Genomic DNA, 23871 nt, shown 5'->3' with positions numbered 1-23871 from the left:
GAAAAAAATGTTTAGTAAAGTTTCAGTTATTGGTTTGGGGTATATCGGGTTACCGACTGCGGCAGTGATTGCATCACGAGGAATTGATGTAATCGGAGTTGATGTCAATCAACACGCTGTCGACACCATTAATAAAGGTGAGATTCATATTGTTGAGCCGGATTTGGATATTGTCGTCAGAAGTGCGGTGATGACAGGAAAGCTGAAAGCTACGGTTACACCAGAATCTGCGGATGCATTTTTGGTTGCCGTACCTACTCCATTTAAAGGGGATAATCACGAGCCTGATCTTAGTTATATTGAAGCCGCGGCAAAAGCGATTGCACCAGTACTTGAGAAAGGAAACTTGGTGGTTCTAGAAAGCACGTCACCTGTAGGGGCAACAGAAAAACTGTCAGGTTGGTTGGCAAAGGCAAGGCCGGATTTAACTTTCCCGCAGCAGAAAGGCGATGGGGCCGATATTAAAGTGGCTCACTGTCCGGAGCGCGTATTACCTGGCTATGTATTGCAAGAACTCGTGAGTAACGATCGAGTGATTGGTGGCATGAGCAAGTCTTGCAGTGAAAAATCGGTGGAGCTGTACAAAACGTTTGTTAAAGGGGAGTGCATTGTAACCAACTCTCGTACAGCTGAAATGGCGAAACTGACAGAGAACTCATTCCGAGATGTGAATATTGCTTTTGCAAATGAGCTATCTCTTATTAGCGAAAAACTTAAAATTAATGTGTGGGAATTGATTAAGTTATCCAACCGTCACCCACGCGTTAACATCTTGAACCCTGGTCCAGGTGTAGGTGGACACTGTATTGCGGTAGACCCGTGGTTCATAGTCAATAGTTGCCCAGAAGAGTCAAAACTGATTGCCGCGGCACGTAATGTTAATGATGGCAAACCACAATGGGTTGTTGAGCAAGTTAAACAAGCCGCGGACCAATTTAAAAAACCAGTAATTGCATGCCTTGGTGTTGCATTTAAAGCGGACATTGATGATCTACGTGAAAGCCCGGCATTAGATATTACAGCGAACTTAGCTCAGGATGATATTGGGCAGATTCTCGTTGTTGAACCGAATATCTCTGATTTACCGAACCAATTAGCAGAAGCGGGTGTTGAATTAGTGACACTTGAGCGAGCGATGGAAATTGCCAATGTTGTTGTTGTTCTTGTTGATCATAAAGAGTTCAAAGCAGCAGATAAAACCTCTTTTGCAAAGAAAGTGGTGATTGATACTCGAGGCGTAGTCGCTTAACAAACAGATGGCTTTCACTGATCTGCACTGTCTTATTGCAGTGTGATGCAAACTTAATTAAGGCAGCGTTATTTCTTAATGTTGCCTTAAAGGAAACGTAATGAAAAAGATATTGCTTATTGTTCCTCTCAGCACAGTCAAGTGGGGAAGCGAAAATGCAGGAGGAGTAGATAGTGTTTGTCAGCAAATTGTAGAAAAATTATCGAATGATCCACCTTCAGGTTTTGTATATGAAGTTCTTGCGATAAAAATAGGTATAACTGAGATTAATTATAATCATCGTTATAAATTACATGACCGAGTATCTATTAGTTTTATACCAAAAAGTACTTCACTATGTGGAATAAGAGTACCTGGATTTTTATATCACAATTTTGTTTTATATAATGTCTGTAAAAGATTTAAGCCAGATGTAATACATAGTCATATATTTAGCATGCCGATGTTCAGATTAAAAAATACAAAATCATTGATAACCCTTCACTCTATAGGGAAAATAGGTAGAATCTCTAGAGGATTTATGAATAACATTATTTTTGAACATGTGTTGCCTAAAATAACATTGTCATTAGTTGACGTTATTACATGTGTTGGGAAAGTTATTAGTGATGAAATAGAAAAAAAATATGGAAATAAAACTATTGGGATTGGAAATCCAGTTGATGTTTGTTTTTTTTCAGAAATGGAAAAGAAATTAAAACCATCAAAAACTATTCGATTGATAACTTGCTCACTAATAACGAAGAACAAGCAGATTGATAAGATTATAGAGTTAGTGAGCATTCTTAACAAGAAAATAGATGCTGAGTTAAGCGTTATTGGTCCCGGGGATAGTAAGTATTTGAAAGAGCTCAACCAAAAAGCTATAAATATGAAAATTGATCATAAGATAAATTGGTTAGGGCCGATGTCAAAAAAACAAGTAATTAATAAATATAAGCAGTCTGATGTCGGTGTTTTCCTATCAAAAGAAGAAACATTTGGCCTAGCCCCTCTAGAAATGTTGGCTGCTGGTTTACCTCTAATCGCAAGTAGAGTAGGGATTCTTGAAGAGCAAGAAGAATATTTTCGTGATTTTGGTGTTTGTTTTATAAATGCTGGAGATGTTTCATCTGAAATGATAAATATAATAGACTATGTAAATAGTCCAAAGAGAATGGATAGAGGAAAAATTAAAGACAAATTTTCTATAGATAATGTTATCAAAGAATATCAAACTGTATATGGAAAATTGAATGTTGATAGGTAAGTTATTTAAATATGCACCTGTTCAAATATGCTCTGCATTTGGCCTGTTTTTACTCATCTCAATTCAGACGAGATATTTATCTCCAAATGAATACGGTTTGTTAGCAATTTTCATGGTATTTACAGAAGGAGTTCGCTCTGTACTGGTTCAATGGATTAATAATTGCTTAGTGCGATTCTATTCAACATTATCATCAAAGTTGAAATTTGTATCACAGTTGTCATTTTGGTTGTTGATTTGCTTGTTTTTATCATCATTTGTTATTTTTATATGCATGATGATGTTTAATGTTTTCTCCGTGACAAATTTTGCAGCCATTTATCTGTTGTTAATATCAAAAAGTTTATATTTATATTTAACGGAATGTGCAAGGGTTGAAGAGCGAGTAACCCATTATCGAAAAGCTGTTTTTGTTCAATCAATATTATCCATAACAATAAGTTATATTACCCTTTTGTATTATGAGAATATTATATCAGCTATATTTGCATTGATTGTAAGCTATACAATTTCATTAGTAATTGTTGGATATCATGGAGCAATATCTAATAAATATAATAAATCGATGAAAACTACACTTCTTAGTTTTGGCCTTCCATTAATGATATCTGGATTACTAGGTATACTAGCATCACGTAGCGATCGGTTGCTCATTGCATCATTAACTGATCTGGAACAGGCTGGTTTATATTCTGCGGTTTCTAATTTGTTAATGGGAATTATGTCACTAGTGTTTATGGTCGTAGCATTACCACTTTTCCCTGAGTTGACGAAAGTCGCTAATGACAAATCAGAACTGTATAAGAAGCATCAATACTATGGTGGTGTTATATGCGCACTCAGTATACCGTCGACAGTTGGTATATGTTTGCTAGCACCACATTTAATTAAATTATTCTTAGGTGAAGCCTACCAAGTTATGGATCTAAAGGTATTTTACGCTTTATCTATTGCTACTTGGTTTTTTAATATTAAGTGTCATTTTTTGGACCATGGATTTCAATTCGTAATGAAAACAAAGTGGATGCCAATTTTAACCTTAAGTGCATTTGTCATTCAGGTCGGAATTTCGTTGGCACTAATTCCAGAGTATGGAGCGATAGGTGCTGCAATCAGTTTTATGTTAGCGTTTTTTGTAGTTTCAATCTTTACTTTAATCGTGGGGATGCGACTTGGGTATCGGTATCCGTGTCCTCAACATCTACCTGAAACTTTATTGGCAACCATTATGATGGCTATATCTGTAAGTATTACTGGCATGTATACAAATATACTACCGAGTTGGCTTGTTATTATCATCTTTGTCACCGTTGGATTTTTATCATATGGGTCTGTGCATTTTATGTTAAATAGTTTTTCTATCAAAGACTACATAAAGGGCTTCATTTTTCAATGAAAAGCACTAGTATCTATCTCTATGTTGTAATTTCTATTATCTTGTCGGTAACTCTTGGTGGGTATTTTCTTGAAAATATAGGGATTCCTTATGTATCAAATGGTGGTCCCGCATTTGTAAAAATACATATTTATGCATATATTATTATGTTTTCCTTTGCAATTGTTACATTAAATTTGGGGCCTCGATGGTTTGAATTATCATTAGGGAAATTGAATAGTGTTTGGTACGTAAGTATTTTATCTTTACTATTTGTTGTGGTCTATGGGTTTGTTCGACATGGAACATCAGGGATGGCATATTTGATTAATACATTCCTCTCACCACTGTTGTTAATACCATTGCTTTCAATAATAAGCAAAGAGCAAGCAAGTAAAGTACAAAAATTAATTGCTTATTTGATACTCATAAACTCGATTATAGCAATTATTGAATACTTACTGCATTTCCGTGTGGTCAATGTTGAGTTTAATTCTTTTTCGTTTTTTCGTTCAACAGCTCTGCTCACACATCCGCTAAACAATGCACTTATTACTGCAAGCCTTGCAATTCTTATTTTCAACAGAAGTGTAGTGCCAAGTTTTCTGTATGTGTTGATTATTCTTTTATCTCTTTTTTCTTTTGGAGGAAGAGCTGCTTTAGTCATATTTTCTGTCACAGTTTTTCTTTATTGTCTTCCTGTGTTGTGGCGATTTTGTACAACTGGTATCAATGGGGACAAGTTTAAAATCTCAATGCTGTTGCTTTTAGGGTATTTTTCACTGCTTATATTTATATTTGTTTTGATTGATTCAAATATTTCAGAACGAATTATGTCAAAGCTATATATGGATAATAGTGCTTCAGCCCGAATTGATGTGTTTTTTTTACTTGAACAACTTAGTATGTCGGAGTGGGTTTTTGGCGCTAGTGATAGACTTCTTGAATCGATAGAATTGTATATTGAGATAAAAGTCATAGAGAATTATATCATTGGTTGGATTTTTACATTTGGACTGTTAGGGATGATACCTTTAACAATATGTGTTTTTCTCCCAATAATTTTCTTCGCTATAAATGGAAGATATCCAGATAAGTTAGCTCTGATGACATTCTTCATTATAGGATTAACAAATAATTCTTTAACAACAAAAACTCCAGTATTACTACTGCTTCTATGTGTTTTATATTTGAGATATAAAGAACTAAAGGAAAAAAATAATTAATGTTGATGGCGTTATTATTAATTCAAAGGCATATATTATGCTTATAAACAGTATAATCTAAAGTAACTGGTGGATTTAATATCGCTATTTAACAACTGTCACCTTTAGAACTACTTTATTGAAAAATAATCAAGCTTACTATGGTGATTTTGGATGTGAAATGTATAAAATACCGCAGATTGAAAAAATTATTCATTTGGTTATGCGATTGTAATTGATAGTTTAGCTAAGAGATATTATGGGTGTGGTTTTGTATTTATTACATCTAATGCAGTTTTTATCTCAGGTGTACCACCATCAACTTTATTTAAGGATCGAGACATGTTTTTAAGTGGAATATATATTAACTCTCCAATCTTTGTTCAGAATACATTGTTAAGTGTACGGGCATTAATTAGAGTTGTTATTCGTGAAGGAAAAAGTCAACAAGGCTTAACTAAAAAATTACTAGCACATGATAAAAACCTTAATCAGTTGAAGAAATATTCTGAATTAGAGTTAAATTCGGTGATTAAAAAATCAGAAACAGTACCAACTTATAAAAATTCAAAGTTAGAGTCTGATGGATTAGAGAGTTTTCCTGTCATTAGTAAAGACGATATCAAATCGAATAGTGAAAATTTTGTTTCGGATGCAAAAAAGAAAAATGTTATTCATGGTGCAACAAGTGGCACTACTGGGACTCCTTTGTCCATCCCTCAAGATATTGAGTCGGTTATTCGCGAGCAAGCATTTGTTGCTCGCCACCTCGATTGGGCAGGTTATCAAAAAGGTGACAAGCGCGCGTGGATTCGAGGCGACATGATTGTTCCCTTAGAACAGAAGACCGTCCCATTTTGGCGATACTCATGGTTCGAAGATTTGATTATGTTGTCATCCTTTCATATGACAAAAAATGCGTTACCACACTACATTAAAGCGATGGTTGATTTCGATGTTGAAATTATTCAAGCCTACCCGTCATCAATCGTTACCCTTGCTAAATATCTAGAGTCGCAAGGCGAATATTACCCATTAGGCCTTAAGTCCATAATTACTTCTTCAGAATCGCTATCAGATGAAGACAGACGAGTAGTAGAAGACAGGTTCCAATGTACAGTTTTTGATTGGTACGGGTTATTTGAACGAGTGGCGGCAATCGCTAATTGCGAGCATGGTCGTTATCACGTGTTAACTGATTATTCTCATGTGGAGTTTTTTGACGCTGGGAATGGAACTCACGAAATCGTTGGAACCAATTTTAACAATAAACATTTTCCCTTAATTCGATATAAAACGGGTGATCATGTCGTGTTGTCTGATGAGACCCACTGCCCATGCGGGAGAGTCTTCCCCATCATTAGTAAAATTGAGGGCCGTGTAGGTGATTATCTTATCGGTGAAGATGGTCAGAAGGTTCATATTTTGAACCACATTCCCAAAGGGGTAGATGGCTTACTTGCATGTCAATTTATTCAAAATGAACCGCGCTCAATCGTCATTTCGGCGGTCATAGATGAGACTGTGTTTGACTCAAACCAGGAATCAAAACTTATTGCTAACACCAAAGATAGATTGGGGCAAACAATGAGTGTGAGCATTAATTTGGTTAATTCTTTAGATAGAACACGAAATGGGAAAATAAGACAAGCAATATGCACAATCAAGGAATAGATGTGAATAAAAAAATTAATATTACAGTGGCAACCGATATTCATGGTCAAGGTGGTGTTGCTACCGTTTTAAGTGTCTATAAAGAGTGTGGTTTTTTCGAAAATAATCGAGTGAAATTAATTACTAGTCACTCCTCTAACAATAAATGGGGACACCTTGGCGCAGCGCAGTTGTTCGTCATGTGCATATTCAAGTTAGCTTATTATATTTTATTTCATGACGTTGGTTTAGTTCATATCCATATGTCTTCACGTGGAAGTTACAAACGTAAATCTCTGTTAGTCAGAATGGTAAAAGCATTAAACACTAAAGTGATTCTTCATCTACATGGTGCTGAGTTCAGAGAGTTTTACGCCAATGAATGTGATGAAAAGAAAAAAACGCATATCAGAAAAACTTTTGAAATGTCAGATAAGGTTATTGTTCTTTCGTCACACTGGCTTGATTGGGCGTATCAAACACTTAATAAGAGTGATCATGTCAATGTTATTTATAATGCAGTTCCAACTTTATCGATAAAGAGATCCGAAGTCCAACCTGGAACGATTGCTTTTTTGGGAAGGATTGGCCCACGTAAAGGTGCACTCGATCTCATTCATGCTTTCAAGCAAATTAAACATGCTTTACCACATGCAACATTAATGATGGCTGGTGATGGAAATATTTGTGAATACAAGGAAGAAGCAAAAAAGCTGGGTATTGACGACTCAGTTCACTTCTTAGGTTGGGTTAGTGGTCAGGAAAAATTAGATATCTTGAAAAAAGCGGACGTGTATTGTTTACCTAGCTACAACGAAGGGTTTCCTATGGGAGTCCTAGAAGCTATGTCTGCCGGTATTGCTGTCGTTTCAAGCTATGCAGGGGGTATTCCAGATGCCATATCTGATGGTGTTGATGGCCTGCTAGTTGATGCTGGAGATATTAAAAATTTAGAGCAAGCCTTGATCACTATGATTTCAGATCGTGATGCAAATAGAGAGTTTGTTAACGCGGCAAAGACTAAATTTGATGATAATTTTTCTCTTGATGCAATTATCCCTCAGATGCAAAAAGTTTATGATGATACGTTGGGCTTAGAAAATGAATAACATTGTTGATGTAAAAGATACTATTTTTCAACAGGCGAAGTTACGAAACTTTGCTGGATATGATCCATTTGATGGTTTGAATGCCCGTTTTTTCAGTCATTTCCCAAGCTTGAAAGATAGCATCGTTGGACTAGCTTGGATCCAATTATTTAAGCGTTCACCTATCAACTTTCGCCCGTTATTTGGGGTACCTGAAAAAAGGAATCCTAAGGGGATCGGTTTATTTGTTTTAGGGATACTAGAAGAGTACAAAAGTACAAAGGACTCGAAATTACTTGCTGAAGCTGAAGAGTTAGGTAATTGGTTACTTGAACAAAATTGTGCTGGTGATGAATGGACCTCTTCTTGTTGGGGTTATCATTTTGACTGGAAAGCGCGTGCTTTTTTTGTTCCTAAAGGTAAACCTAACGTGATCACCACGGTTTATGTGAGTCGCGCATTATATCAACTCGGGCTCCAATTAGGACGCGACGATATGGTCAATACCGCCTTAAGCAGCGCTGACTTTATTGTGAACCATCTCTATACGAACATTGATAATCAGGAATTTTTTGCCTATATACCGGGTGAGACCGCTTTTGTCCACAACGCTAGTCTTTGGGCTGCTGCTTGGGTGGCATTTTCTGCCAGTCAAACCGGAAATAGGAAATATCGAGACTTGTCTTTAAGGATTGCTGCCCGTAGTGCTGGGCAACAATCTATAGATGGTAGTTGGGTTTATGGTGAACGGCACCATCACCAGTTTATCGATGGGTTTCATACTGGATACAATCTAGAAGCGCTGTATGAAATTAAAGCAGCGTTAGATACTGATCTTTTCGATGCGACGATAAAAAAAGGGCTCGACTATTACATCAATAATTTCTTCGAAAAAGATGGTACTGCGAAATACTATAATACTAATCGATATCCAATTGATCCTCATTCTGTCGCCCAAGCTATCATCACATTAATAAAAGTTGACCCTACATCAGAACATATCGCTTTGGCAAAAAAAATACTGAATAACTCTGTTGATACTCTGTACTCAGCAGAGAAGAAACAATTTATTTATCAGAAGAATAATCGGTTCTCTATTGGAATCAATTACATTCGTTGGACTCAAGCTTGGATGTATTATTCATTTTCTGTTTATTCTAACCGAAATCATAACCACTCATAGCCATCCGAAATCACCAAGTAACATCGAAAAATACTGTTAGAGAAAAATTATGGAAAGCGAATTAGTTAACAAAGAAATAAATTTTTTAAATGTACCAATGCATGTTTTGTCTATGAAGGAAACGGTTGAAACAATAAAGCAGCGTGTTGCGGATCAGGTTTTTACTCAACATGTCGTTGTCAATGTCGCAAAGATAGTGAACATGAGAGCGGATGTTGAACTTGCTGATTCGGTCACTGAGTGCGATATCATTAATATTGATGGAATGGGGGTTGTCTGGGGGGCTCGTTTTATGGGCCATAATGTTGGGCAACGCGTGGCTGGTGTCGATCTGTTCCATGAACTTAATGCTATGGCAGAACAAGAAAAATTTCCTGTTTTCTATCTAGGAGCGGAGGAGAAGGTTGTCGGCAAAACAGCACAAATCATGCGAGAAAAACATCCTAACTTGGAAATCGCAGGTTTTCATCATGGGTACTTTTGGGATGATGAGCTTGCTTTGGTTCATTTAATTAAGGCATCTGGAGCTAAGCTACTTTTTGTAGCCATTACCTCTCCAAAAAAAGAAAATTTTATAAACAAGTGGAAAGATGAGCTTGGCGTCGACTTTGTTATGGGGGTTGGTGGAACATTTGATGTTGTTGCTGGAAAAGTTTCGCGAGCACCTTTATGGATGCAAAATTCTGGCTTGGAATGGTTATATCGAGTAATTCAAGAACCACGTAGAATGTGGAAGCGATACTTGATAACAAACAGCAAATTTGCTTGGCTACTTATAAAAGCTAAATTAAGAAAATCTTAAGAAGTATGCCAGTGTACTTAGGTGTTTATCAAATTTAGGTAATTGCTCCTTATCATTCATGTTTTATTATAATTTATGCGTCATTGTTTAGGGCTTCCATGCATATCAACTCTTTTACGCAATTTAGAGCTATTGCAATCTTGTTTATCATTTCAGGGCACTCTTTTTCAGTGGTTGGGATGAGTTTTGATAGTTTATTTGATAAAGCTGTAATGAATTTTATATCGGGTGGGACATCACTCTTTGTTTTTATCTCAGGGTTTCTGTTTCATCATGTATTTTATTCAAAGTTTAACCATAAAAAGTTCATCATTAAAAAATGTCAAAATGTGCTGTATCCATATTTAATCATAGGATTGGCTCCTATTACACTCTATGTGGTAACACAGAGTAGTGCCTTTGACGGATATTTCCTCCCCAATGGTGAGGGGATTTTAAGCGAATATATTGTACCCATTATTAAGTATTATATCTCTGGAAGATTTATTACTGCTTACTGGTATATCCCATTTATCATGATAACCTTTTTTCTTTCTCCCATACACGTGATGTTTATTCGTTTAAACTTAAAGTTTCAGATGATGATTATCATATTATTATCACTAGTTGCGGTTTTCATCCATCGCCCAATTGATAATATCAATGTCATTCAGAGTTTTGTCTATTTTACACCAGTATACTTGATTGGAATGGTGGCCTCGATTCATAAAAACCACATATACAAATACCTAGGAAGTAAAGAAATTTATATCTTTGTTTTTATTTTCTTAGTGCTTTTATTGCAAATCTATTGGGGATGTGAGGGGAGTTCTCATAAACAGCCTTTTGAATTTGTGGGCTTAGATTTAATGTTTATTCAAAAGATTGCATTGTGTTTCTTCTTTATGGTACTTCTACATCGATTTGAGGATGTGGACAACAAATACATAAATGTTATTGCATCAACTAGTTTCGCTGCATTCTTTATCCACCCATTTGTTATCAGTATCATATCGAGGCTTAATTTACATTATATTCAATTAGACTCATGGTTGTTCTTTCTCTTTTTCGTTGGGTTGCTGCTATCAGCTTGTATTATTGCATCGTTATCCGTGAAAAAATTAATTCCTAATCATAGTAGGTATATCTTAGGCTATTAGCTTTGTTGACAAATATGTGGCATAAAAACCCTCTATGATGATGTTATAGGGGGTTTTTAGTTATTAGGATGCTAATTTATTGTTTAACCTATCTGTGGTTAACTGTGGCAACTGTAGTTCCCCGAGTTTTGTAGGATGAACTCGGAATCTTTAATGACCAATGAGCCATCATTAAACATAGTATAAAATACATTGCTGTTGCTGGTGCTTGTAGAGGGAAATCTACACTCATGTGAACAGTCATGCCTATAATTGCCATTAATGAAGACAGACCAATTCCACGCATTAGTCGGTTCTTTCTTCTTTTGAAGGCTTTAAGACCGTGGCGTGCGGAGAGCACAATCATTCCCCCTAACAACATGACAGTAACTAGGCCGTACTCTAATGTAAATTGGATATAATCATTATGTGTATGATCATAGAATAATTGGACATTACCTTGGTTATACGCCGGAAAAGTTGAATAGAAAGTACCAGCGCCAAAGCCTGATAATGGTCTTTCTTTAACAGCAGCAAGTGAGTATTCAATCACATCATCTCTGGACTCTGTTTCTAAACTCGTCGCCACAAGCCTTTGCTTTATTTTCTCAAGTCCAAACCAATTACTGACGATAAATGTATCCACAATGAATAGACTGAAAATTAAAATATAAACACTTTTTGATTTCAACTTATAGTGTTTTAGCAAGAGGGCACACCCTACAACTAGTGCAATAAAGAAAGACACATTTCCCATCCTTGAACGTGTCAAAACCAATGCGATAACCATTATTATTAGCCCGAGGCGCACAAACGTTTTGTCATTGAGTAGTACAGACAAAAAATGAGCCATATTGTTTTTGATCCCAACGGATTTTGAGTCTGCTAGCTGAGCTGTCAACAGACCAAAGCCAATACAAAGGTTTAGCATTAAGAAGTTAGCCAGATGATTATGATAGACAAAACTGCCTGATGCTCTACTTCCAAGTGGCAATTCAAATATTAATGAATGGTCAAGATGGAGTAGGTTGATAACGCTTGCATAAAAAGCCTGAGTGATACCGGCTGCGAGCATGACAGTGGCAAGCAATTTTAGTGTTGTTGAATTATAGATAAGCACTGAAGATACTAAACAAAGTTGCAGATAGTGAAATCCCTTAAGCGCAGAGACTAACACTAACCCAGGATCTTGAGATAAATGCAGGTTCGGAATGCTTTGAATGAGTGACCATGTTGCTGTTATCAGAAGTGGTAATACGATGACAATTGTACGTTTTATGCAGTTGACCCAATGCTTTAATGGGAAGATAAACAGGCAAGATAGCATTATCAGAGCAAGCCATATTTCGTTGAAAGACCAAGCAAGTGGACGGTTGCTTCCTAGAGGTATGGGGAGCCAGAAGATGAAAATTAAGAACAGGGTAAAGGTTATTTTTTCTATAAAAGGCATACGATAGTTCGTCAAATGACGAAGGTTAGCTTAACCAACCTCCGGGGTAAGGGGATTATGATAGAGTGCTAATTCGTTGATGCGGTACCGCCGCCGCTACCACTACCCGTTCCTATAGTGGATGTGTTTCCAGGATTTGTCAGAACAGGGGGGGTTGGTAGTGTCGTAGGTACATCCGTAACCGGTAAGTTAGCAATAGGTATGTTTCCGTTTTCGGGAGCACTAATTGCAGGTGCATTATTCACTGGTGTATTACTCAAAGGTGCATTGTTTGCGATAGGAGTGTTATCGGCAGCCGGAGAGTTGATCGTTATCGGAGAACTAGCAACTGCAGGCGTATTCGTCGTTAAAACTGGTCTGTTCGCCGCAGGTGTATTAACTGTTTCAGAAGTTCCATCTGCTGTCGGGGAGTTGACAAGGATAGAGTTATCGTTTGTCACAGGTAAATTATCAGCGGCAACTAATGCTCCAGCGGTCGGTGTACCTGCGGCTGTTGGTTCAGTAATGCTTGCCGGGTCAGCACCGCCACTAATTGCAGCTAAAATTATATCTGTTGGATCCATCGCTCCTATTTTAGCCACAGCATCAACGATCTCTTGCGCTAGAGCTGGATTTACTTCTACAGCAATTTGTACAAGTTCAGCTTGTAAATTTTTAGGTGCGATTTCAACAAGCATTGCTGTTAATTCTGCAATATCACTATTAGGAACAATTTCCAAAACCGACTTTAGGATTTCTGCCATTAAAGTGGGTTGTATTAAAGAAGCCAGTTTAGCCATTTCTTTTGTCATTTTAGGGCACTGTGCAGACAATTTCTTGACTAAGCCTACAAGGTCATCTGCCTGCTCTAACTGTTCTTTTATTGCCTCAGTGCTTGAACAAGCCGTGTTTGTTTTATTGTTTATATTAGGTAACGTTAATGCAACGGTTAATCCTAATGAAATTGTGATGAGTAGTACTAGCCAAAGTGTTTTTTTCATGTCTGTATCCTATATTCCAGATAGACAAATTATAATTATGTTATTGCTGCTAATATAGGATGGCTAGAGTAAAAACCGTCTATTTCTCATTTTTAAGGCGATCTGATTATGTCTATTTTCCAGATAATTAGGTTTTTTCGACAATATGTTTTTTCGTTCGATATTTTAGTTGACCATGAGCATGGTTGAGCATATAAGCGATAACAACAGCAAAAGTTATACCGGATAAACTTGCTGTAATATCTAGCCAAGAGAATGTCCTCGTACTTGAAAATATTTGTAAACTTTCATCAATCAAGCAAAATGAAGAAATTGTAATAAAAGCGAAGATCGTACTGAATTTAACGCCATGCAATGCTGTAAGTACCCTAATAAACATCAGTGCAATGAGCAAAGCGCAGATAAAATGTAAATATAAATCTCCCCCGAGGTAGTACTCCAACAAATATGTGCTATTGCCATGGCTATTCAATGTTTTCGATAGAGAGAGTAGAGCGGTGCCCAGTGAGATTAAGGTCAAAACGAGCAGTGCTATCGGGCGTCTATTAATCACTTTATTTATTGTGGAATTCATTGTAGAAACCTATCGCAAAGAGGAACATTATTATTATAGTCCCTAGAGTGTTTAACAATAGCAGTACATACAGAGTGTAATTGGCCTTGTGATTTAAGGTAACGATACATGTCACCCCTGGTTTTGGGATGAGTTAAAGCTCGTGCTGCATGATCTAGCGCTAGTTTTTTTTGTGGTGAGGTAAATAATTGCCAGTTTATGAGTCCAACTTGTGAAACGGTTTGGTTTACTTTAGGCGTAAATGGCCCATATTTATCGGCTTTATTTATATATTGCACGATATTTTTACTATCTAATTGCGAGTCGACTACAATTAAATCGGCCCAAGTATCAGGCCATATTGGCCTTAATGATGCGCTTTCTAAATAAGCATTTTTAGCGTGGATCAAACTATTTTTTCTGTCAGTTGAATTCTTGAGAAAGGCTTCCCACTCATAGATCTTACCTAGTATATTAAAGTAGTGAGGATGAGAAGGTTGGAGACTAATTGCTTTTAATGCGATTGTTTTTGTTTCTGATACGTTTTCTAATGTTACGCTATCTGGACGAATGGACCAACGCTCTATATTTTTCTCGGCAGCAGAGGCGTAGACAGATGCTACGCCAAAGCAGAATGAGAAATATACCATCGCCAAGGCCCCAAAGATGGCAAGCCATCTAAGAGGTTTGAAATAAAAATTATATTGTACTTTTGAATTGGTCATTAAGAGTTTTCAGAACCATAGTAGGATTGGTACTGATGATATCCACCATAATGTGCTGCTTTCTTGACGTTTAGTTTGTTTAGAATAACGCCATCAATTCTGACGCCTTGCTGTGCTAATTTTCCGACCACATCACGGACAACTTTAGTTCTAGTATGTGCCGCATTAATGACTAATATCGTCGAGTCGACATATTGAGTCAGCATAAAGCTATCACTTACTGCAAGGCAAGGTGGTGTATCAATAACAATCCTTGTGTAGACAGTTTTTAGCTTATTTATTAATAATTTAAATTCCTCTGAAGAAATAAGCTCTAACGGGTTATTGGTTAAAACACCTGCCGTCAAAATATCTAAATTCGACTCTTCATCTGTGTATATGCAATCTTTATAGCTATGAGTTCTCGTGAGCAAGTTGGTTACACCAGGTTGAGACCCTGGAACATCAAAGCGATGTGCAATAGATGGTTTTCTTAAGTCGCAATCTATAAGAAGTGTTTTTTCCATTTGTGAAAGCGAAAAAGCTAAGTTGATGCTTGAAGTTGTCTTTCCTTCTTCTGGCAACGATGATGTGACCATCACAACATGGGCTTCTTTGTTGGTGTTGGCGAGCAAGTATCCTGTTCGAATTGTTCTGATCGCTTCTGTTAAATCTCTGAATTTACTATCAAAGTAGGACTTAAGCTTTAACTGACCTTTCACTTTTATTTCTGGAATTACGCCTAAAATGCTTAATGAAAGTTGCTTTTCTACTTGTTTGATATCAACGAACGTGTCATTGACTGCATCGGCCATGAATGCCATGACACAAGCAAATCCGAAAGAGGCTATGAAAACCAGTACCACAATTAGTTTTCTGTTTGGCTTGCTTGGTGACAATGGAGGATTTGCAAAATCAGTAAAACGCGCAATGGTCGCATTAAAGTCACTGGATGCGCTGGTCTCTTTCTGACGACTAAGAAATAGGTCAAATAGCTCGCTATTGGTTTGTACTTCGCGTTTTAATTCAGAATATTTTGCATTTTTTACAGTGAGTGTTTGAAACTCTAGTTTTCTTTTCTTTAATTCTCTATGTAATGACTTTTCCGCCTGCTTCGCTGCTTGAAGTTCATTATTGATACCATTTAATAACTGTCTGAGTTCAGAGTTCAGGTTTCGTTTTACGGATGTTAATTCTGCTTGTGCTGACTTGAGAGATGGGTGTTTAGGACCGTAACGTTTAGATAAGTCTGAAACCTTTCTTTCAGCTTGAACTTCAGCGAGTTTTACATCACGTATAATAGGGTGATTGGATATTTCAGGAATAGAGGCGAGCGAAGACAAATCACTATCTTTACGGCTGTATGATTGAGCGACTAAAAACAGAGTTTCAGCTGCAACTCTGCGATCTCTGGTTTTATTGAGTTGTGATGTTAGCTCGGCAAGTTCTTGAGATGCTAAGCTCTCTACACCTTTGATATCAACCAGACCTTCGGTTTTTAAGAAGTCTTGCATTTGTGCTTCAGATGTTCTTAACTTTCCTCTTAACTCTTCCATGCGATTGTTTAGCCATGTATTGGCTTTCAACTCGACTTCCAGTTTTGCTTCAATGTGGCTATCCATAAAAACACGACCAATTTCATTGGCAATGTTTGCTGATAGTTTTGGATCCTTGCTTGTATAAAGAATACTCACGAGCTGAGTTTTTCTGATAGGCCTAATTTCTAGGCCCCGCTTGAATTTGGCAAGAACCAAGCGGCTGTTGCGATACGCTGCTGCTTCTATTGACGCAGGAACCTCTTCTTTTTTGAAGGCTTTCAAGACTGGAAATTGTTCAAAAATGTCAATATTCAATCCAAACATTGGTTTTTTTTCAACGGTTGGATCAAATTCTGGATTACTGTTTAAATTTAGACGAGCAATAACCTCTTCAGCAATTCGATCTGACTTCAAAATTTCAATTTGAGTAAGGTAGTATTCCTGGCTTTTTGTATCAATACCGTAAACGTCTTCGATGGAGACCGCTTTTGCTTGTTTTGATTCAATGAGCAATGAAGCTTTTGCGGTATATTGTGATGGTATTGATAGCACAATCAGAACTGCAATTGCTGTCATCATTATTGAGAATAGGAGAATGCGCCATTTGTAGTTCAGTAAAATGGTAAAGTAGTGGCGAATATTCAGAGGTTCATCTGTATTCAATTTATTGTTAATTAATGAGTTTTCCATGGGAGACCTAAAAAAAGCTTTCTTCGATAGTGAGAATGTCACCGGGCTGAATTTTGTGAAGCAAGGTAACTTTTGTTGCCTTGATATTTGGATCATCACTTGACGAGATATAGATATTCTTTTTAGATGCTCGTTCGGTAAAGCCGCCAGCAATTGTAATGGCTTTATTTACTGTTAAACCAGGGTTGTATGGGTAGCTACCCGAATTCTCGACTTCACCATTAATGTAATATGGGCGATATTCAACCACACTTACGAATACATTCGGGTTGATCAAGTAGCCGTCGAGTAACCCATCGTGAATATCTACTTTTACTTCTTCTATCGTTTTGTCTTTGAGTTTTACTTGCCCTAAGAATGGGTAGTCTATTTGCCCGCTATCACTGATGCGAATTTCCATAGAAAGCTCAGGTTCATTATAAACTTGAATTTTTATTTGGTCGCCAACACCTAACTTGTATAGCGCTTCACTTGCCAGAACAGACAAGGACAGACAGCTTAAAATAATTACTAGCACGTACTTCATCGTAAGTTACATCACACCTTCAATGGCCAAATAATAGATATTCTGATCATAATTCATTGTATTTATATTGGAGTCTTTGGACTCAATACCATAGCCTAGTCTGAGAGTTAGCCATCGGCGAAAATCATAGTCAAAATTTAAAGTAAGGTTGGTCGTTTCGTCTTTTCGTGCCGATCCAATATAGTCTTCGTCCAATCGTGATATTTCAGCTTTAGTTGAAACTTTTTGATTCCAGTTATGGACCCAATTGACGTTATAGTTTTTCGCATCAATAGCATTACCAATCCCATCAGCATCCATAGAGCGTCTATTGGTGATGAGTTGGATGGCTGAATATGATCTAATGAGATAAGTGACATTAATATCCCAGGAGAATGATTTAAAATCATCTCGTAAGGATGAATCAAAGTTCTTATATTGCGCACCAAGTTTTGCACTACCTTGTAGTTTCTCTGTCGCGTCCCAAGATGTGCCCAAATAAGTAAAGTAGTGCTTACTGTCCTTGGATGATGAACCTGGAGCCGTAAGGTCATAGGTTCTATCGTTCGCTATGATTTGAAACAGCAGAGATGTTTTTGGAAGTGCATCGTAATAAAATGTGCTATTGAAGCGTAGCTCTTCCCAACTTTGATATTGGGTGACTTGTTGATTATTTTTGTAATCAAGCTCTCCCCATCCTAGATTTGTTTCTAGTTTTCCTTTGCTATTGTCGCCACCGTAGATGTAACCAATGTTCACTTGAGTACTGTGGTATTTGTTGTATAAAAGGTTGAGAGTTTCTTCGTTATCACCGCGGCTTTCATGAGCTAATGCAAGTGAATAGTTTAGGTTCACTTTGTGTTTTGAATGAAGATCCCACTGACTTGACCAATCAAAGAAATGATCGGTAAAGTTATCTTTACTTGAGCTAAAAAAATCACCACGCTGTAGGCGGTAAACGGCTACATGTTTTTGCCCTGTTGGTTCAAATGCGACGCTTACTCCAGGCTCTACAATGGAAAAGCTAGAGCGATCAAAATTACTGTCTGATTTAGCGATATTATCATTGTAACCTGCTGATAAATTGAGAAAGGGCACGATGGCGATCCCTGACTCAGTTATGATGGGATGCGGCTCTGGCTTAGCAAGTACAGCCGTTGCGCTAACTAGTGTTAAGCTGAATAAAACCGCTGGCTTCACGTTGGAAAATTTCATTTGAGTACACTTAGTCCATTTCTAGTAGGCATTTTTGCCAACGAATCCTTTAAAAATCGTTAAGAAAACAATTTTAATGTCAAACCACAGAGACCAATGGTGTATGTAGTCCAAATCAAATTGAACTCTTTTTTCCATTTTATCGAGCGTATCTGTTTCGCCACGCCAGCCATTAATTTGGGCCCATCCAGTGATGCCAGGCTTTACTTTATGTCTTAGCATGTATCGATTAACAATGGTGCGATACTCTTCATTATGGGCAACGGCATGTGGACGAGGACCTACAATAGACATCCCTCCTTGAAGCACATTAATGAACTGTGGTAATTCATCGAGCGATGTCTTTCGAATAAATGAACCAAATGGAGTAACACGTGGATCGTTCTTAGTTGCTTGCACTACTTTAGAACCGTTATCCGTGACACTCATACTCCTGAATTTCCATACTTTAATCTTCTTCCCATCTAATCCATATCGCATCTGCTTAAAAATAATGGGGCCTGGTGAGCTCAATTTTACGCCAATAGCCACGGCAATGAGTACAGGACTTATAAGAATCAGTATCAAAGTGCTTAATACAAGGTCTTCAAACCTTTTTAACCATGTTGCGAGTTTATTTCCATTGAATGGTGTGTCTGAGATACTAAAAGCATTAACGTCACCAATGGTATACCAACGAGAGTGAAGCAAATTGAAAGTGAAAAAATCAGGAACAATATAAGTGTTAACTGTACTGTCAGAAAATGCATCTAAAATAGTACTGATTCTATTCTGAGCCTGCATTGGCAACGCTATATAAACACTTTTTACTTTGCCATTTTTCGCTAACTTCAAAGCATCATTGACTTTACCCAAAACAGATATTTGGTTATTTAGTCGATCAACTTTTCTATCATCATAGAATCCAGCCATTTTTATTCCAAATTTTGGATTATTAGTAAGGCTTTCAGATAATCTTAAACCTTGGGGAGTCATACCAATGATTACAGCATCAGTAGTATGTATTCCTTTCTTGTGTAAATAATAAACAAAAGTAAAGGCAATTGAACGCCAAAATAAGAGGAAAAATAGCGATCCTATAAACCAGAATCCTAAAATTAAGCGAGAAAAATCGTGACCAGTTTTTGTGAAATACCCAACTAATGCTAAACAACAAACTGAAAATCCCCAGCAGCATGCGGTATGTAGTGATAAATCGCGGATCTTTGTTGTGTGCCAACCACTATATATATCAAGGCTCTTGGCTATAAAGCTATAGAATAAAACACCCAATAATCCCATTGAAACATACGACATATTTACAACATGATTATGGTACTTTATTGCTACATACATAGTAACCAGTATTACAAAAGCATCAATTAACCGATAGAAAACCTTACCTTGATAACTCGTAATACGGATTTTTCCTTTTTCACCCATAAACAAGATCTCCTACCTGCTATTGGTTAAAACATAAATTAAGTAGCGCATTCTCATATTAAGTAGCAGTGATTACAATAGTAGGTAGTGCATCAAAAATAAGACAGTGATGATATTTGTTGTTTATTTTATTATTGATGAATCTTGGTGAGATTAAATTTAATTTCAGTGTTTGTTTTCTATCCATGTTCTTAATATATGTCGTTCTTTTTATAAGTGACCTATGGTAAGTCAAATATATAATGAATCATTATTGAGATGTCTCAAGTTAGAGAATATTTCTAGGAATCTATTGCAATGTAAATGATCTAGTATTGCTTTATGAGCCATATCGAGATTCACTTTATTCTGAGAGGGGGAGTGACGAGGAAAGGTGTCTGAACTTTGTAGATATATCCTGATAAGTCGTTGAATAGCGATACACAGGGTTTAGGTTAAAATACACAACGAAAAGTGGGCACTAGTCGCTATGTATTTTAGTTAAGTGTATTAAGAGCTAAGTCTTAATTATTCGCGGCGAAGTAGAGCGTGCTCGACCACCAATTTGCACCGTTATGGGATAGAGCTAAAATTGATGACACTCAGTTGTCCATCAGTAAGGCTGACTTCGAATACCTGATTCACTGGAAGCGGAATACTTAAACCATCGTATTGCTCTGAGTCATCACCACTGGCGTCGCAACTGAGCGCCACTGTGTACTCTCCTGGTTCCAAAAAGCCAAATGCGTATTCATTCTGTTCATTGACCGCAACCGAAGCATGAGGAGCGATGCTTCCTTGTGGAACAGGATTATTCTGTACTATGTCACCATCAAATAAGTCAACGAATAACGAGCTATCGAGTTGATGGCCTTGATAGAGATAAACGAATCCTAAACCATCCACGTTGCATTCATTGCCAAGTAACAAATTGGGTTCAACAGCACCAGCAAGAGAGGAGGATATATCATTATTAATAATCGTCACGCCATGTGGTTTTAAAATGTAGCCGTTATTATTGTTTGAGTTACCCCTCATCACCAATGCTTGGCGTAAATCAAACTCGATCACATAACTTTCATCGCTACCTTCAATAACCAATTCACCAAGACGTAACTTATTACTTGGTTGTTTCAGAGGCAGTTGGCCAAGAGTGTCATCCACGACGTAATTTAACCCAGCATCTGGTGATATATGTAGGATCACATTTTGGTAAGTTCCTATTGGGACTTGCTGATCTTCCACTAAAACAAAAGTATCGGTATTTTGATATTGAATGAGATCGACTTGTGCGTAATCTTTTGCGCCGTTCTCCGAACTAATATCGATAAAGATCGAATCATCTTCTTGTACTAGCTCAATTTGATGAAAGGCAATGACAACTTCTGATGCAGTGTCTACTGGCGCATCAGACACAGCGACAGTGACATTTGAGTAGTGTGGTGTTGAACTCTCCCCCCCGCAGCCAATGAATAGCACAGGGCTGCACAGTAACAATGCTGAAGTGATGTATCTCATAATGAAAGCTCCGTGAAGTACCTTCCATTAGTATGGGATAGTTCAGTCATGCTATTCGGGTTAGGACAAGTAAGTGCTGAAAAACGGCAGGAAAAAGCAGAAAAGTACAAACGAAAACTAAAATGAGAGTATTTAGGAAATATGACAATCTGAGAAGAGTAGATCTTGATACAAGAAACCCCAGATGAAAAAAAACCGCTAAATAATTAGCGGTTTCTTCAAAAGTGGTGGAGGGATAGGGATTTGAACCCTAGAACCGCTATTAACGGTTGCCGGTTTTCAAGACCGGTGCTTTCGACCACTCAGCCATCCCTCCAGTGCGTTGAATAATATAAGGACTCTAAAAACTTGTAAAGCCCTAATGAGTTCGTTTGGCCAAATTATGCGCATTTATAGCAAAAAAAATTATTCGCACATTTTAAAGGTAAGCATTTTGTTATATCTATATGGATTTTAAAGGGTTTGTTAACTAAATGCTTACTCATTAATGGGCCGATATTTTGCTAGGGAAAAATAAAGGGGGGAGCTCAATAAGCTCCCCCCTTTAAGTATCTAAATCTTGATGCTACTTACTTTTGGTGTAAAACCTTTGCAGCTCAGTTAACCCTTGCATTAAGACGGGTAATTTAGGGTTCTGATCTTTCAAGCGATTATAGTTGCTGTCGTAAAGCTTATAGTTACCAAACTTATCAATCACAGTTGTTTTGTTGTTGGTAATCAGCGCTAACTCTCGGCTATCACCCGCCAAAATCCACTTACGTTTATTCTCATCAAATAGACTTTTACCGCTGCTAAAATCATTTGGGTTGGAAGAAACACCTAGTAGATCTTGCAATAGTGTGACTGAGAAATCTAGGTGGCTAGATTGATGAGTAAATTGAGCGGCAAGCTTGCCTGGCCAATGAATGACCATAGGTACCTGTAATTGGTAGCGACTGTAATTACCGTTAGAGCCCCAGCTATTCGTTTGGGTTTCATTGAATTCGCTACCGTGATTTGAAGTAATAACGACAATAGTGTTTTGCAATAGCTCTAAATCATTAAGAGATGAATAGAGCTTGCTTAGTTCAATATCAGCCGCTTGAGCCGATTTTGCGTAATCAATCTGGAAGCGATCACTTGCTTCTAATGTATCGGTATGATCACCATAATCACTAAAATTGTCTACGGTTGTCAGTTCGATGAAGCTAAACCAAGGAGAAGAAGCTTGGTTTTTAACCCAGATATCCCAGTTATTAATGGCTGAGCTATCACTATGAGGCTCATTATCACTATTCTCTTGTTGATTCGCTAATTGCTGGCTGCGGAAAATAACTTCTGAATAGAGAGTGTCATCGAAGTTATCACCACTAAATAGTCCAGTGGAATAGCCTTGATCTTCTAAAACCGAAAGAAGAATAGGACTTGTGCCTTGCGCTTTAATGCTACTTGCATAACTGCTTGGTAGGCCATAAAACAACCCAAACATACCGTACATATCATTGCTAGAGCTGTAGTGGTTGGTAAAGTTCAGGTTATCTTGAGCAAATTGATAGCTGTTAGGCATCGTCTCTGCATTTAACATATCCGCCCGAAGATTATTGACGCTTACGATCAATACATTCAAGTTCTCGCCACGACGGTTAAACTTGATCGTTTCAAGCGGGTATCGAACTAAATCAACATTATTCTCATTTTGTTCTAAGCGTTTTAAGTATTCATCACGGTCCAGTAAACCATGCTTTTCCATAAAGCTTTTTGCCGTCATTGGGTAAGACAGTGGAAAGTTGGCTTTCTGGCTTGTTATTGGGCCATAAAAATAGGCGTCAGCCCAAATATAGACAACATGACTGGCCATGAAGCTCAAAAAGAAGACGGCAGCCAAAGGGCGACCAATATGTTTATGCGACAGTTTTCTTTGCTTACGCCAAACCCACTCAGACAATCCAAGTTCTAGTAGAAATATCAAAGGTAGAACAATAAATAGGTGTTGCAGTTCTGAACTTACCGCACTTTTGTCATCGGTGAAAAGTAACTCCCAGACGACAGGCGTTAAGTGTAAGTTGATACTCTGGTAGGCTTGTGTATCGACGAGTAAAACGGTTAATCCTACCGTAGCAAAACAGACGGCGATTAATCTGAACAGTTTACGGGAGGGGATCGCAAACGTAAGTGGAAAAAGAATCAATAGGTAGAGAGCGAAAACCAAGAACCCAAAATGCCCAACCCAAGAAAAAGCCAAATAGCTTTGTCCTAAAAGAGTTTCAGGCCAAGGTGATTGGGTGATATAACGTGTACCAACAAGCATCGCCGCTATGATGTTGAAAAAAGCAAACCAATGCCCCCATCCAACTAGTCGTGATACTCGTTCACCGTAAGAATTTCCGCTATCTACCATTTATTGTTCTTTTATCCG

Annotated in this window: 19 protein-coding genes and 1 tRNA gene; 9 read left to right on the top strand and 11 right to left on the bottom strand. The window is 37.5% G+C overall.

Translation table 11 applies throughout. The features are described 5' to 3' along the window. The first annotated feature begins 7 nt into the window (after positions 1–7). The 9 genes from vpsB to FCV43_RS05990 all read left to right on the top strand — a co-directional run bounded on the left by vpsB (position 8) and on the right by FCV43_RS05990 (position 10943). Entirely contained in the window at positions 8–1249 is a 1242-nt protein-coding gene (gene vpsB, locus FCV43_RS06030; RefSeq protein WP_136994312.1) for a UDP-N-acetyl-D-mannosamine dehydrogenase VpsB, read from the top strand. A gap of 100 nt (positions 1250–1349) precedes the next feature. Then, the gene (locus FCV43_RS06025) at positions 1350–2498 is read left to right on the top strand and encodes a VpsD family glycosyltransferase (protein ID WP_136994310.1); all 1149 of its coding nucleotides are present in this window, start codon (positions 1350–1352) and stop codon (positions 2496–2498) included. Beyond that, positions 2485–3894, top strand: coding sequence for an oligosaccharide flippase family protein (locus FCV43_RS06020; RefSeq protein WP_240697131.1), 1410 nt, complete (start codon positions 2485–2487; stop codon positions 3892–3894). Before FCV43_RS06025 ends, FCV43_RS06020 begins: the two co-directional genes overlap by 14 nt. Beyond that, entirely contained in the window at positions 3891–5099 is a 1209-nt protein-coding gene (locus FCV43_RS06015) for a VpsF family polysaccharide biosynthesis protein (protein WP_136994308.1), read from the top strand. The genes FCV43_RS06020 and FCV43_RS06015 overlap by 4 nt, the downstream gene beginning before the upstream one ends. A gap of 321 nt (positions 5100–5420) precedes the next feature. Continuing rightward, a complete protein-coding gene (locus FCV43_RS06010; protein ID WP_136994306.1) occupies positions 5421–6752 on the top strand; it encodes a phenylacetate--CoA ligase family protein in 1332 nt (443 codons plus the stop codon). A gap of 2 nt (positions 6753–6754) precedes the next feature. Continuing rightward, entirely contained in the window at positions 6755–7840 is a 1086-nt protein-coding gene (locus FCV43_RS06005; protein WP_136994305.1) for a glycosyltransferase family 4 protein, read from the top strand. Next, positions 7833–9002, top strand: a complete 1170-nt coding sequence (locus tag FCV43_RS06000) for an aspartate-semialdehyde dehydrogenase (protein WP_136994303.1) — start codon at positions 7833–7835, stop codon at positions 9000–9002. The genes FCV43_RS06005 and FCV43_RS06000 overlap by 8 nt, the downstream gene beginning before the upstream one ends. Positions 9003–9051: 49 nt before the next feature. After that, entirely contained in the window at positions 9052–9804 is a 753-nt protein-coding gene (locus FCV43_RS05995; protein WP_136994301.1) for a WecB/TagA/CpsF family glycosyltransferase, read from the top strand. Between the two features lie 98 nt (positions 9805–9902). Next, a complete protein-coding gene (locus FCV43_RS05990) occupies positions 9903–10943 on the top strand; it encodes an acyltransferase family protein (RefSeq protein WP_017053505.1) in 1041 nt (346 codons plus the stop codon). 88 nt (positions 10944–11031) lie between these two features. Here FCV43_RS05990 and FCV43_RS05985 read toward each other — a convergent pair whose 3' ends face one another. From FCV43_RS05985 to FCV43_RS05935, 11 genes are all read right to left on the bottom strand, one after another. Continuing rightward, the gene (locus FCV43_RS05985) at positions 11032–12372 is read right to left on the bottom strand and encodes an O-antigen ligase family protein (RefSeq protein ID WP_136994299.1); all 1341 of its coding nucleotides are present in this window, start codon (positions 12370–12372) and stop codon (positions 11032–11034) included. A gap of 68 nt (positions 12373–12440) precedes the next feature. After that, positions 12441–13352 (bottom strand): hypothetical protein, encoded by a 912-nt coding sequence (locus tag FCV43_RS05980; RefSeq protein WP_136994297.1) that lies wholly within the window; start codon positions 13350–13352, stop codon positions 12441–12443. Positions 13353–13479: 127 nt separating this feature from the next. Beyond that, complete coding sequence (locus FCV43_RS05975; protein WP_136994295.1) at positions 13480–13926, bottom strand: VanZ family protein; 447 nt, start codon at positions 13924–13926, stop codon at positions 13480–13482. Further along, positions 13923–14630 carry a VpsP family polysaccharide biosynthesis protein gene (locus FCV43_RS05970; protein WP_136994293.1) on the bottom strand — a complete coding sequence of 236 codons (708 nt, stop codon included), beginning with the start codon at positions 14628–14630 and terminating at the stop codon, positions 13923–13925. The genes FCV43_RS05975 and FCV43_RS05970 overlap by 4 nt, the downstream gene beginning before the upstream one ends. After that, positions 14630–16837, bottom strand: a complete 2208-nt coding sequence (vpsO, locus tag FCV43_RS05965; protein WP_113799922.1) for an exopolysaccharide regulatory tyrosine autokinase VpsO — start codon at positions 16835–16837, stop codon at positions 14630–14632. The genes FCV43_RS05970 and vpsO overlap by 1 nt, the downstream gene beginning before the upstream one ends. Before the next feature lie 7 nt (positions 16838–16844). Further along, a complete protein-coding gene (gene vpsN / locus FCV43_RS05960) occupies positions 16845–17363 on the bottom strand; it encodes an exopolysaccharide export protein VpsN (RefSeq protein ID WP_017053511.1) in 519 nt (172 codons plus the stop codon). Between the two features lie 6 nt (positions 17364–17369). Continuing rightward, positions 17370–18557 (bottom strand): outer membrane beta-barrel protein, encoded by a 1188-nt coding sequence (locus FCV43_RS05955; RefSeq protein WP_136994292.1) that lies wholly within the window; start codon positions 18555–18557, stop codon positions 17370–17372. Between the two features lie 21 nt (positions 18558–18578). Further along, entirely contained in the window at positions 18579–19979 is a 1401-nt protein-coding gene (vpsL, locus tag FCV43_RS05950; RefSeq protein WP_136994290.1) for an exopolysaccharide biosynthesis glycosyltransferase VpsL, read from the bottom strand. Between the two features lie 552 nt (positions 19980–20531). Then, on the bottom strand, positions 20532–21476 hold the full coding sequence (locus FCV43_RS05945; RefSeq protein ID WP_017053514.1) for a DUF4382 domain-containing protein: 945 nt from the start codon (positions 21474–21476) through the stop codon (positions 20532–20534). A 225-nt stretch (positions 21477–21701) separates the two neighbouring features. Then, positions 21702–21792: transfer RNA gene (locus tag FCV43_RS05940), tRNA-Ser, on the bottom strand. A gap of 249 nt (positions 21793–22041) precedes the next feature. Next, positions 22042–23853 (bottom strand): DUF3413 domain-containing protein, encoded by a 1812-nt coding sequence (locus FCV43_RS05935; RefSeq protein ID WP_136994288.1) that lies wholly within the window; start codon positions 23851–23853, stop codon positions 22042–22044. Between the last annotated feature and the right edge of the window lie 18 nt (positions 23854–23871).

The sequence above is a fragment of the Vibrio genomosp. F6 genome (assembly GCF_005146325.1).
GTDB classification, from domain to species: Bacteria; Pseudomonadota; Gammaproteobacteria; order Enterobacterales; family Vibrionaceae; genus Vibrio; species Vibrio cortegadensis.
The sequence above is the reverse complement of the archived record's forward strand: the minus strand, read 5'-3'. Positions and strand labels throughout refer to the sequence as shown.